The following is a 12,633-nucleotide window of genomic DNA, read 5'->3' as shown; positions in this document are numbered from 1 at the left end:
GGGTCCGGCGATCGACAATAGCAGGTCCAAAATGCAGATTCGGCCCGGCGACAATGATTTGCTGCTGATTATCGACGTGCAGAACGATTTCTGCCCCGGCGGCGCGCTCGCCGTTGCCGACGGGGATGCGGTGGTGCCGGTCATCAATCGCCTCGCCGAACGCTTTGCTCATGTCGTGCTGACCCAGGATTGGCATCCGCAAGGTCATAGCTCGTTCGCGACATCGCATCCGGGTTCTGCGCCCTTCGAAACCATCAGCATGCCCTATGGCCGTCAAACCCTTTGGCCCGACCATTGCGTCCAGGGCAGCACGGGGGCGGCGTTTCATCCGCGATTGGAGACAAAACGGGCGGAACTGGTGATCCGCAAGGGCTTTCGACCCGAAATCGATTCCTACTCCGCATTCTATGAGAACGATCGGCGCACGCCCACGGGTTTGGCCGGCTATTTGCGCGAGCGCGGCTTGCGGCGAGTCTTCCTGGTGGGTCTCGCGACCGACTATTGCGTCTATTACTCCGCCGTGGACGCGGGCCGGCTCGGATTCGACGCTGTGCTGATCGAGGCCGGGTGCAGGGCCATCGATCTGGCGGGCTCGCTCGCCACCGCCTGGGCCGGTATGGCTGCGGAAGGCGTGCAGCGTGTCAACGATCTTGGTTAGCGCGTATTCCGCTATTACGCGATCCGCGTTGTCCGGTTCGGCATTCCGCCGGCTGCGATAATTTCCGCACTCAATTGTTCGATGGTCGTGCGGTGCCGCATCGCCGTCTGCCGGATCAGAGTAAACGCGTCCGGCTCGGAGAGGCCATGAGCGCGCATGATCTGCAGAACCGCGGCGAAAACAACTCGCCGGGAACGAATGCGGTCCTCCAGCCTTTCGATATGGGCAGCTTCATCAATTCTTCGCTGCGCGGAATCGAATGCAACCACCAAGGCGGTATAAAGTCCGGCCGAGCGCAGCGGCTTGATGAGAAAGGAGGCCGGCTGCAGGTCGAGCAGCCACTTCAACCGGCTCGGCGTCTCGGTTCCGATCAGCGCGATGATCGGCGCCCCGGCCTTCCACGCAGCAGCCAGATCGGACTTGATGGCAATCGCATCGGCGTCCATCACGACGACGTCGACGGTCTGCTCCGCTGGCGGCGCCTCGGCCGGATCGTGGTCTGAAATCGTCATGCCGAGGCGGTTGAGCTGGCGGCGCACGATCGAGAGCTCGCGCTCATCCCGCATCACCATGAGAGCGTGACGGCCTCGGACCGAGAAAGGCGATGGCCTGGTCATTTCACGATACGCAGATGGTTCGAGCGCTTCGTCATCGCATCAATACTCTTGTCAGGTCTTGTGCCAATCGCTGTCAGGTCGAGGTTCGAAAGATAGGGATCGGGGCGTTCAGGGGCAGCCGCCTCCCAGAAAATCTTGAACTGGCATCCAGGCACCGAGCGTGCCAGGCGGGGCGTCAGGAAGCAGTGATTATTGTCGGGATCGACCCAGACCGGACCTTGTGGAGAATCATAGCGATGGTTCGCGGCCGCACGGCGCACCGCGCCCACTTCCGCCGAGCCGGCGCGGCGGATGGCGCGCGCCAGCAGCGTGACGCAGACATAAGTTGACTGGCCGTCGACGGAGAGGCTGCTGTCGGCGCCGTGGCGCGCCTTCCAGCGCGCGACAAACGCGCGGTTCTCGGGCCTCTCGATGCTTTCGAAATAGGCCGATGACGTGATGCAGCCAACCGAGGCCGCCGATCCGATCAGCTTGAGCTCCGGTTCGCACAGACTGCAGCTCAGCGTGGGAATGGTCAGTCCCGCGCGCGTCGCTGCCGCATGGAGTGCGCGCATGAAAGCGTAGCTGGATTCGCCGACCAGCGTATTGAACACGACCGGCGGCTTCCGGTCGATGACCTCCTTGACGATGTGGTCTACCGCGGTCTCGCCGAGCTCCAGCAGACGTTCGGCCAGGATACGGCCGCCGGCGCTGGTCACGATTTCGCGAATCACGCGGTTCATTTCCCACGTCCAGATATAATTGGATCCGATGCAGAACACGTCGCTGGAGATGTGATCCAGCATGTGCCGCACCAGCGGCACGACGTGCTGGTTGGGCGCGGCCCCGACGTAAATGACGTTGTCGCTGCTTTCGAACCCTTCATATCGCGCCGGATGCCAGAGCAGCCGTTCGGTGCGTTCGACAATCGGAATAACCTGCTTGCGCGAGGCCGACGTATAGCAGCCGACGATATGGTCGACCTGTTGTTCGCGAATTAAATCGGCGCATGCGACATGATAGCCGGCGACAACGCCAGCGGGATCGCGCAAATGGGGTGCGAAAACGAAATCGAACTCTTCGCTGCCATTGATTTCGTCGATCGCCATCAACGCGCTCTTGCGCATCTCGCCCGCCATCATGGCGTATGGCCCCGACTGGGAAAATACGAGGCCGACGGGAATGGACGGCTTTTTCATCAGGAAACCCCGGGAGTTGCGTCACGGCTATCTCATCGCAAGAGGGCCGATCTGTCATCCTGTATCATCAATCGGAGCTGCGCGTCATTTGCGCTGCCCGCATAAAAAAAGCGGCCAGCGTCGCATTGACAAGGCTGGTGACGCTAAGACACTATAACTTGCTACGGGAGTGCATGCATGACGAAAGCGTTCTCGCGCAGCCGATGACGTCTGGGCGACGACCTGCAAGATCTCGTTCTGCAACATAGTCCTACGCGACCATTGATAGCAGTGGCATTGATGCCATTCGGGGCCTTTTCGGGCCGCGGATGGCTTTTTTGTCTATCTTCCAAACGACAAGAAGTGAATGAAGCATGGGTGTTCGCCTCCCGACATTGGAGCAGATCGATAAGCTCGGGTCCGATTTCGGGCTCGTTCTTACGGCCGACGAGGTTGTCGCCTTTCAGCAGGCCTTCAAGGGACCTTTGGCCTCCTACGGCAGGCTTGACGAATTGGTCCCGCCTGCGTTGTCGCCCGTTGCACCGCGCTCGCCGGGTTACCGGCCTGCGGCTTCGGAAAATCCCTACGGCGCCTGGTATTGGAAGACGTATATCAAAACCGGGGCCGAAGGCCTGCTGAGCGGCAAGAGGATTGCGATCAAGGACAATATCTGCGTCGCTGGCGTCCCGATGATGAATGGCTCGGCGTTGCTCGAAGGTTATGTCCCGGAGTTCGATGCCACCGTAGTGACGCGCATTCTGGAGGCGGGCGGCACCATCGCGGGCAAGGCGGCCTGCGAAGATCTCTGCTTTTCCGGTGCGAGCCACACTTGTGCAAGTGGAGTGATCCGCAATCCGCATAATGTCGCCCACAGTGCCGGCGGTTCATCGGGTGGAAGCGCGGCGCTGGTCGCGGCCGGCGATGTGCCGATGGCGCTCGGCGGCGACCAGGGCGGCTCGATCCGCACGCCGTCGAGCTGGTGCGGTATTTATGGCTTGAAGCCGACCTGGGGGCTGGTGCCCACCACCGGTTCGATGCCGATCAGCTACTCCCTCGATCACTGCGGTCCGATGGGCGCATCCGTTGAAGACGTGGCGCGGCTGCTCACGGTGATTGCCGGCCATGATGGTTGGGATACGCGAACGATCTCGGCTCGCACTGGCGACTACATGGCAGCGCTCGGCAAGCCGGCAACAGGATTGCGCGTCGGCATCCTGCGCGAAGGATTTGGTCATCCCGAAAGCGATCCCGCCGTCGATGCCAAAGTGCGTGAAGCCATAGCTGCTTGGAAAAAGGCCGGCATCGAGGCCGAGGAAGTCTCGGTGCCCTGGCATCTCGACGGGCCACATGTCTGGAGCGGAATCATTCTGGAAGGCGCGGCCGAGATGATGCTGAAGGGATACGGCGTCGGCAACAACATCCAGGGCTACTATCCGCTTTCCATGCAGGAGGCCTTTGCCCGCGGCATGGGGACGCGGATCAACGACGTTTCGCCCACCGTGAAACTGGTGCTGATGCTCGGCGAATACATGCATCGCAACTATCACGGGCGTTACCATTCGAAGGCGCAAAATCTGCGGGTGCTGTTGCGTCGGGCCTACGATGCGGCGCTGGAAAAATTCGACGTGCTGGCGATGCCGACGATTCCGTTCACGGCAACCCCAATTCCTCCGGCCGACGCGCCGCTCGGCACCGCGATCGATATGGCACTGAACATGCAAGCCAACACCTGCTCGTTCGACGTATCCGGGCATCCTGCCTTCACCGTGCCATGCGGCGGTGTCAACGGTCTGCCGGTCGGCTTGATGATGGTCGGGCGTCATTTCGAGGAAACCACCCTGATACAGCTTGCTTCCGCGGTCGAAGCCGGCGGCGACTGGAAGCTGAACCAGAACGGAACGAGGCTTTGACGATTCAAGGATACCGCGATGCGCAACGATTCCTGGCTCAGGACCTCGATCATGGCGAAGCGCGGCCTGGCCATGCTGCTCAGTCAGGCCGGCCGCGTCCGGCTCGGGAACATGGTCGATCCAAAATACACGATGGGCGCGTCGGTTCTGAAAAAATATCTGGTCTCATGACGTAACGGCAACAATGGGGAGTATTGCAATGACGGTCAATCGCAGAAGATTCTTGCAAAGTACGGCCGCTACCGCTGCTGCTGGCATGTTCGGCTCCAGTGCCTGGGCGGAGGATCCGATCAACGTAGCCAGCATCCACGATCTCTCGGGCGGGCTCGACATCTACGGCAAGCCGATGGTCGATGCGCTGACGCTTGCCGTTGAGGAAGCCAATGCGGCCGGCGGCCTGCTTGGACGGCAGGTCAAGCTGATCAATTATGATACCCAGTCGAACATGCAGCTCTACACGCAGTTTGCGCAGCAGGCGGCGCTGAAGGACAAGGTTGCCGTCGTGCATGGCGGCATCACCTCCGCCTCGCGCGAGGTGATCCGGCCGGTGCTCGACCGCTTCAAGACGCTGTATTTCTACAATACGCAATATGAGGGCGGCGTCTGCGACCGCAACCAGTTCGACACCGGCGTGACCCCGGCGCAGACCGTGGAAAAGCTCGTGCCTTACGCCATGAAGAAGTGGGGCAAGAAGGTCTATGTGATCGCGGCCGACTACAATTACGGCCAGATCACCTCGCAATGGGTGAAGAAATACGTCACCGAGAACGGCGGCGAAGTTCCCTCGATCGACTTCTTCCCGCTCGACGTCACGAATTTCGGCCCGACCATCTCCAAGATCCAGGCGGCGAAGCCCGACTTCGTATGGTCGGCGCTGGTCGGCGGCGCCCATATCTCCTTCTATCGTCAATGGGCCGCGGCCGGCATGCGCAAGAGCATCCCGATGGCGTCGACCACCTTCGCCGTCGGAAACGAGCACATCGTCTTGTCGCCCGACGAATGCAACGGCATGCTGATCTGCTACAATTACTTCCAGGACCTGAAGAACAAGACCAACGAAGCCTTCGTTGCCGCCTTCCTCAAGCGCTTCGGCGCCGATTATCCCAACATCACCGAACTCGCCATGGGAACCTACCAGGGATTCCGCTTGTGGGCGGAGGCGGTCAAGAAAGCCGGCAGTATCGACCGGATAAAAGTCATCGAAGCACTGGAAACCGGCATCAGCATCAATGCCCCCTCGGGCAAGGTCACGATCGACCCGCCGACCCATCATTGCGTGCTCGACGTTCACATCGCCGAGGTCAAGGACAAGAAGCTCAATGTGCTGGAAGACTTCGCGCAGCAGAAGCCGTCGGACACCGCCGCGGTGTGCGACCTGATCAAGAACCCCACTGACAACCAGCAATATGTGATCAAGATCTGAGGCCGGCCGGCCGTCGGATCTCTGGGGAAAGGTGAACGTGGATCTCGTTGCTCTCCTGGCGATCCAGGTGCTTTACGCGGTTGCCAGCCTGGCGCTGATCAGCGTCGGGCTGGCGATTATTTTCGGCATGATGCGGGTCATCAATCTCGCCCACGGGGAATTTTTGATGCTCGGTGGCTATGCGGCGATCGTCGCTACCAGCCACGGCATCAGCATCTGGATCGCGATGCTGGTGGTGGCGCCCATCGTCGTCGGCATCATCGGGGTCATCGTCGAGCGGACCATCATCCGTTTCCTCTATGGCCGCATGATCGACACCATGCTTGCCACCTGGGGCCTCAGTCTGTTTCTGGTCGGATTGACGACCGCGATCTTCGGCAACACCACGGTCGGCATCTCGGCGCCGCTCGGCAGCTTCCAGATCGGCGCCTATCGCAGCAGCGGCTACACGCTGTTCGTCATCGCCGTGGCAGCGGTCGTGCTTGCGGCGATCTTCGCGGTGATGCGCTGGACGCGCCTCGGCCTGATCGCCCGCGGCACGATGCAGAACGCCAATATGGCGGCAGCGCTTGGCGTCAATCCGCCGCGGGTCTACGCCGTCACCTTCGGCATCGGCGCCGCGCTGTCGGGTCTTGCCGGCGCGGTGCTGGCGCCGGTCTCGGGCGTCTTTCCCACCATCGGCGTCGCCTATGTCGCGAAATCCTTCATCACCGTGATCGGGGGCGGCGCGGCGATACTCAGCGGAACGGTTTCTGCTTCCGCCCTGTTCGGCACCATCAATCAGATCGCGACCTTTGCCACGACACCGGTGTTCGGCGAGGTGGCATTGCTTGCCGCCGCCATCGTTCTGATCCGCCTGATGCCGCAGGGCATTACCGGCCGCTTCTTCCGGAGAGGCCTGTGAACGCCCGTACCCTCAATCTTCTCGGCCTCGCCCTGGTCGGTATCGTCGGTGTCGCCTTCCTGATCCTGACGCCGCGTTTCGCCGAACTCGATATCATACTCGAGCTTACGATCTACATGATCATGGCGATCCTGGCGCTCAGCCTGGCGCTGGTCTGGGGCTATGGCGGCATTCTCTGCTTCGGCCAATCGGCGTTTTTCGGGTTGGGCGCCTATACTTACGCGATCGCGATGTTCAACATCGGCGAGAGCACGCTCCCGCTTCTTTTGGCCATCGCGCTGCCGGCAGCCTTCGCCGCGTTGCTCGGCTATTTCATGTTCTACGGCCGCATCAGCGACGTCTATCTCGGCGTCATCACGCTGACGGTGACGCTGATCCTGTTCAATTCGGTGAATTCCACCGCCGGCCCGGAATTCCATATCGGCACGGCGCGGCTTGGCGGATTCAACGGCATTCCCGGGATCCCGCCGCTCAATTACCCCGGCAACAAGGCCGCGGCGATCGATCTCGAAGGCATGTTCTATCTTGCGACCGCGGCGTTGCTCGCGACCTATTTCGGACTGCGGCTGTTGCTGGCCAGTCGCTTCGGCCGCATCATTGTCGGTATTCGCGAAAACGAACGGCGCGCCGAGCTGTTGGGCTATGATCCCCGCGCCTACAAGCTTGCAACCTTCACGATCGGCGGCGCGCTCGCCGGTTTTGCCGGATGCCTGTTTGCGAATTGGGGGAATTTTGTAAGCCCGACCATCTTCGGACTGGCCCAGTCCGCGCAAATCATCATTTGGGTCATCGTCGGCGGACGCGGCACGCTGATCGGACCGATCGTCGGCTGCATCGGAATCCAGTGGCTCACCACGGCGCTGGGCGCGAACCAGCCCAGCGGTTCGGATTGGTGGTCCAAATTGTTGGCCAATGCGCCGCTTATATTCGGGATTATCCTCGTCGCGTTCGTGCTGCTGGTGCCCAAGGGCCTGGTGCCGACGCTCGGCGATTTCGGGCAATGGCTGCTGCGCTCGCGCACGCGGCGCATCGCCGCGAGCCTTGAACCCAAGCAGGCGGAGGAGGGGTGATGGCTGCGCCGCTTCTGCAGACCCGCGATCTCAGCATGCATTTCGGCGGCGTTCAGGCGGTACGCAGCGTCAATTTCACGCTGGCCGAAGGTGAGTTGCGCTGCCTGATCGGTCCGAACGGCGCCGGAAAGAGCACGTTCTTCAAGATGCTCACCGGGCAGCTGCAGCCGAGCCGGGGCCAGGTGCTGTTCCGCGGCCATGATATCTCCAACGCCCACGCCCATCAGATCGCGCGACTCGGCATCGGCATCAAGACCCAGGTGCCGAGCGTGTTCGATGGGTTGAGCGTGCGCGAAAATATCTGGCTGGCGGCGAGCCGCATCCACCCGAGCGCGCGCGTCGAGGCCGTGGTCGACGAGATGCTGGAGCGGGTCGGCCTTACGGGCGCGACAAAGCGCCTGGTAGGACAGCTCGCCCACGGCCAGCGGCAATGGGTCGAACTCGGTATCGTGTTGTCGACCGATCCCGAGCTCATCCTGCTGGATGAGCCCGCCGCCGGCATGACGCATGAAGAAGTGCTCAAGACCGCCGAGCTCGTGCGCGAGATCAATCGCAGCAAGGCTCTCATCGTCGTCGAGCACGACATGCAGTTCATCCGCATGATCGCCAAGCAGGTCACGGTGTTCAATCAGGGCAGCGTGCTGGTCGAGGATGCCGTGGAGAGTATCCTGCGCAACCCGTTGGTGCGCGATATCTATCTCGGAAAACAGGCGGCCGCATGATGCTCAATGTGCAGGGGCTGCGTACCGGCTACGGCCGCATTCCGATCCTCAACGGGGTCAGCTTTGCGGTCAGGCAAGGCGAGTTCATCGGTATCCTCGGCCATAACGGCATGGGCAAGACCACGCTTCTGAAAGCGCTGATGGGGTTTTTGCCGGCGACCGGCGGGCAGGTGCGCCTTGACGGCAATGACGTGACGGCGGCCGCGCCCTATCGCCGCGCGCGGCTGGGGCTCGGTTACGTGCCGCAGGGACGCGAGATTTTCCCCGGCCTCACGGCTTACGAAAATCTGCGGATGGGCTGCAGCAAGCAGGCGGGCAGCGAGCAGGATATCATCGCGGCCGTGCTGGAAGAGTTTCCCCGCCTCAGGCCGCTGCTCGATCGCCCCGGCGGCGCGCTCTCGGGCGGCGAGCAGCAATTGTTGGCGATCGCGCGCTGCCTTTGCGGCATGCCGCGCCTCGTCCTGCTCGACGAACCCACCGAAGGCATCCAGCCTTCGATCATCGACGAGATCGTCGAGATCTTGCTGCAATTACGCGACAAAAGCGGCCTCACCATGATCCTGGTCGAGCAGAACCTCGACTTCATCGCCGCGCTCTCAAAGCGGATTCTCATCATTCAAAAAGGCACCATCACCCGGGAAGTGCGACCGGACGATCTCGGAGACCCAAGTCTGGTCGGAGAATTTATCGGAATCACCACGTAAAGCTCGAACCGGCGAGCCGCGATCACAGGGAGAAGGACCATGGCAGTCAGAAGACCCACTCTCGATCAATTGCGCAGCGTAGCCGAAGACCTCGGCATGCATATGGGCGCGGAGGAACTCAAATCCTACGACGCCCTGATGCAGGCAAACTACGCTGCCTACGACATCGTCGATGCCATGCCGGATTATGTTCCGGCCGTGACATATCCGCGAACGCCCGGCTACCGCCCGGTGGGCGAGGAGAACAAGTACAACGCCTGGTACGTCAAGACGACCATCAAGGGCGCCTCCAGCGGCAAGCTTGCCGGCAAGACCGTTGCGATCAAGGACAATGTCTGCCTGGCCGGCGTCCCCATGATGAACGGCGCCTCGACGCTTGAAGGTTACATACCCGACACCGACGCCACCATCGTCACGCGTATCCTCGACGCCGGCGGCATCATCACCGGCAAGACGCATTGCGAGTATTTCTGTTTTTCCGGTGGCAGCCATACCTGCGCGGCCGGCCCGGTCCATAATCCTCACAAGATGGGCTATTCGTCCGGCGGCTCGTCGTCGGGCAGCGGCGTCGTGGTAGCGACCGGCGAGGTCGACATGGCGATCGGCGGCGACCAGGGCGGATCGATCCGCATCCCCGCGTCGTTTTGCGGCATCTACGGGATGAAGGGGACACACGGTCTCGTGCCCTATACCGGCGTCATGCCGATCGAACTCACCCTCGATCACACCGGGCCGATGACCCGCAACGTGCGCGACAACGCGCTTCTGCTCGAAGTGCTGGCAGGCGCCGACGGCGTCGACCCGCGTCAGATCGCGCCCAAGGTCGCGAACTACACCCAGGCGCTCGACGGCGGCGCCAAGGGATTGCGTATCGCTATCGTCAAGGAAGGTTTCGGGCATCCGAGCTCCGAGCGCGACGTCGACGCCAAGGTCATGGCAGGCGTGCAGGTTTTCAAGAAGCTCGGCGCTACCGTCGACGAAATCTCGGTGCCGATGCATCTCGTGGCCCCGGCGATCTGGCTGCCGATCGCCGCGGAAGGCGCCACCGAGTTCATGATGAAGGGCAATGGCATGGGGACCAACTGGCGCGGCCTCTATAATACGACGCTGCTGGACGCCCACTCCGGCTGGCACCATCGCGCCGACGAATTGTCCGACAGCCTCAAGATAACGATGCTGCTCGGCCAATATTTCACCAAGCACTATCGCGGTCGTTTCTATGCCAAGGCGCAGAACCTGAACCGCAAGCTGCGCGCCGCCTACGACGTGGCGCTGAACGGCTACGATCTGCTGCTGATGCCGACCCTGCCGATGAAGGCGACGCCGCTGCCGCCGCCGGATGCGCCGCGCGAACTCTATATCCAGCGTGCATTCGAAATGGTTCCCAATACGGCGCCCTTCAACGCAACCGGGCATCCGGCGATGACCATTCCCTGCGGGATGAGCGACGGCCTGCCGATCGGGTTGATGTTGATCGGCAAATATTACGATGAGCCGGTGATCTATCGCGCCGCCGCGGCATTCGAAGGCGCCGGCGACTGGACCAAAATGTAACGCAACGACGCGGCTTGCCGTACCCGACGGCAAGCCGCTTGATCAGGCGGCATCATCAACGGAGGCGACGATGGATCTCGGATTGAAGGGCAAGCGCGTGCTGGTGACCGGCGGCAGTAAAGGCATTGGGCTGGCGATCGCCGAGCTGTTTGCCGCTGAAGGCGCTGACGTCGCGATATGCGCGCGCAATGCCGACGAGGTCGGCAAGGTCGTGAAGGCGCTGGCGGCGAAAGGCGTGAAGTCATGGGGCAGGGCGATCGATGTCGCTGACCCCATTGCGCTGAAGCAATGGATCGAGGGCGCGGCCGAACAACTCGGCGGCATCGACACCATCGTCTGCAACGTCAGCGCGCTTGCGGTCGGCGATACGCCGGAAACCTGGGAGAAGTCGTTTCGCACCGACATGATGCACACGGTCAATTCCGTTGCGGCGGCGGTTCCGTATCTTGAGAAATCCAAATCCGCCTCGATCGTGATTGTCTCCAGCGTGTCGGGTTTCGAGGTTGATTTTGCCGCTGGCTCCTACGGCGCCTTCAAGGCGGCGCTGATCCATTACGCCAAGGGGCTCAGCAGCCAGCTCATCACGAAGGGTATCCGCGTCAACGCGGTGTCGCCCGGCAATACCTATTTTGAAGGCGGCATCTGGCAGAATATCGAGCGCGGCATGCCCGATCTCTACAAGACCGCGATGTCGTTGAACCCGACCGGGCGTATGGGCACCGCACAGGAAGTCGCCGCCGGCGTCGTCTTCCTTGCGAGCCCGGTGGCGAGCCGCATCTCCGGCACCAACCTCATTGTCGATGGTGCGCTCACCAAGGCTGTTTAGCGAATCCGCCGGGTGTCGATCCCCGTCGTCGATCCCGGCCTACCCGCCGGGGTGGGACGGATCAGGCCGTCGGTGCGCGACGACCAACACAGGATTGTTCGATCGCGGGTTGTGGAATCACGGAGTGCTGGCGCCGAATGCGCCGGGTGATCTGACGCACTCCCCGACTGGTCCCGGCATTTCCCGAACTGCGCCGACGTTGCAGCGCGTATGATTTGCCTGCGACGCTTATGATTAACGCGGACCCCATTGCAAAAACCGATTTAAATTTCAGTTTAATGTGCGTCGTTCTTGATCGGTCCCGGTGTTTTCAACCTTGTCAAATTGTTGACATCGACCACAATTCCATCGACAATGAAGGTATTATTGTAGCGGACCGAAATACCGGCAATCGCTGAAGAAATTGACGTGCGCATTTGATCTGGTTCGCGACTCTACCATTGTTTAGCCCGCAACGTGGCAGTTTGCGGGCGATCCTTATGAGCTTGAGAGGTCATTGAGCGGTGTCGTCAAACCCTGCCAGTTCATTGCAAGCACGGCGATCGGAGTTGCTTGGCGCTTTTGGGCGCTGCCGGTTGGCATTGATCGGTTGCGCGGTATTTTCCGGCCTGATCAATCTGCTGGCGTTGACGAGTTCGCTCTACATGCTTCAGATCTACGATCGGGTGATCCCGGCGCACAGCGTCCCGACGCTGATCGGCTTAAGCATCATCATGCTGTTGTTTTTCGCGGTCTACGGACTGCTTGATGTCTTGCGGACGAGAATCATGAGCCGCATCGGCGTCGCGATCGACCGCCAACTGCGCGAGCGCGTGTTCCGGATCGTTTTGCTGTTGCCGATCCGTATCGCCAACCGCGGCGATGGCATGCAGGCTGTCCGTGACCTCGACCAGATACGCGGCTTTCTGTCGGGAGCCGGACCGGTCGCGCTGTTCGACCTGCCGTGGATGCCGTTCTATCTTACCCTGGTGTTCTTGCTGCATCCCTGGCTCGGAATCCTGGGGCTCGCCGGCGCAGTGACGTTATTCGGCCTGACCTTGCTGACGGAGCTTAAGGGCCGCGGGCCGGCGCGCGCCGCGGCCGCGAGC

At 61.6% G+C, this 12,633-nt stretch carries 13 protein-coding genes; 11 read left to right on the top strand and 2 right to left on the bottom strand.

Annotation, left to right across the window (positions count from 1 at the left end):
* The first annotated feature begins 31 nt into the window (after positions 1-31).
* The gene (pncA, locus tag WCE35_RS15905) at positions 32-658 is read left to right on the top strand and encodes a bifunctional nicotinamidase/pyrazinamidase (protein ID WP_424594296.1); all 627 of its coding nucleotides are present in this window, start codon (positions 32-34) and stop codon (positions 656-658) included.
* Between the two features lie 14 nt (positions 659-672).
* Here the strand turns inward: pncA and WCE35_RS15900 are convergent, their stop codons facing one another.
* Positions 673-1,224: an ANTAR domain-containing response regulator gene (locus tag WCE35_RS15900; protein ID WP_424594295.1), complete on the bottom strand. Its 552-nt coding sequence runs from the start codon at positions 1,222-1,224 to the stop codon at positions 673-675.
* Between the two features lie 47 nt (positions 1,225-1,271).
* The gene (locus WCE35_RS15895; RefSeq protein ID WP_424594294.1) at positions 1,272-2,453 is read right to left on the bottom strand and encodes a transporter substrate-binding domain-containing protein; all 1,182 of its coding nucleotides are present in this window, start codon (positions 2,451-2,453) and stop codon (positions 1,272-1,274) included.
* Between the two features lie 353 nt (positions 2,454-2,806).
* Here WCE35_RS15895 and WCE35_RS15890 point away from each other — a divergent pair, with 353 nt between their 5' ends.
* From WCE35_RS15890 to WCE35_RS15845, 10 genes are all read left to right on the top strand, one after another.
* Complete coding sequence (locus WCE35_RS15890; RefSeq protein WP_424594293.1) at positions 2,807-4,342, top strand: amidase; 1,536 nt, start codon at positions 2,807-2,809, stop codon at positions 4,340-4,342.
* An 18-nt stretch (positions 4,343-4,360) separates the two neighbouring features.
* On the top strand, positions 4,361-4,513 hold the full coding sequence (locus tag WCE35_RS15885; protein ID WP_424594314.1) for a hypothetical protein: 153 nt from the start codon (positions 4,361-4,363) through the stop codon (positions 4,511-4,513).
* A gap of 28 nt (positions 4,514-4,541) precedes the next feature.
* A complete protein-coding gene (locus WCE35_RS15880; protein ID WP_424594292.1) occupies positions 4,542-5,765 on the top strand; it encodes an ABC transporter substrate-binding protein in 1,224 nt (407 codons plus the stop codon).
* 37 nt (positions 5,766-5,802) lie between these two features.
* Positions 5,803-6,669 (top strand): branched-chain amino acid ABC transporter permease, encoded by an 867-nt coding sequence (locus tag WCE35_RS15875; RefSeq protein WP_424594291.1) that lies wholly within the window; start codon positions 5,803-5,805, stop codon positions 6,667-6,669.
* Positions 6,666-7,739, top strand: coding sequence for an ABC transporter permease subunit (locus tag WCE35_RS15870; protein WP_424594290.1), 1,074 nt, complete (start codon positions 6,666-6,668; stop codon positions 7,737-7,739). Before WCE35_RS15875 ends, WCE35_RS15870 begins: the two co-directional genes overlap by 4 nt.
* Positions 7,739-8,461: an ATP-binding cassette domain-containing protein gene (locus tag WCE35_RS15865; RefSeq protein ID WP_424594289.1), complete on the top strand. Its 723-nt coding sequence runs from the start codon at positions 7,739-7,741 to the stop codon at positions 8,459-8,461. Before WCE35_RS15870 ends, WCE35_RS15865 begins: the two co-directional genes overlap by 1 nt.
* Positions 8,458-9,165, top strand: coding sequence for an ABC transporter ATP-binding protein (locus WCE35_RS15860; RefSeq protein WP_424594288.1), 708 nt, complete (start codon positions 8,458-8,460; stop codon positions 9,163-9,165). Before WCE35_RS15865 ends, WCE35_RS15860 begins: the two co-directional genes overlap by 4 nt.
* A 39-nt stretch (positions 9,166-9,204) precedes the next feature.
* Positions 9,205-10,719: an amidase gene (locus WCE35_RS15855; RefSeq protein ID WP_424594287.1), complete on the top strand. Its 1,515-nt coding sequence runs from the start codon at positions 9,205-9,207 to the stop codon at positions 10,717-10,719.
* A gap of 70 nt (positions 10,720-10,789) precedes the next feature.
* Positions 10,790-11,545, top strand: a complete 756-nt coding sequence (locus tag WCE35_RS15850; protein ID WP_424594286.1) for an SDR family NAD(P)-dependent oxidoreductase — start codon at positions 10,790-10,792, stop codon at positions 11,543-11,545.
* Positions 11,546-12,120: 575 nt separating this feature from the next.
* Positions 12,121-12,633 (top strand): ABC transporter transmembrane domain-containing protein (locus tag WCE35_RS15845; protein ID WP_424594285.1); only part of this gene is annotated, 513 nt, incomplete at its 3' end.

Origin of the sequence: Bradyrhizobium sp., assembly GCF_049691595.1 — a bacterium.
GTDB lineage: Bacteria > Pseudomonadota > Alphaproteobacteria > Rhizobiales > Xanthobacteraceae > Bradyrhizobium.
The sequence above is the reverse complement of the archived record's forward strand: the minus strand, read 5'-3'. Positions and strand labels throughout refer to the sequence as shown.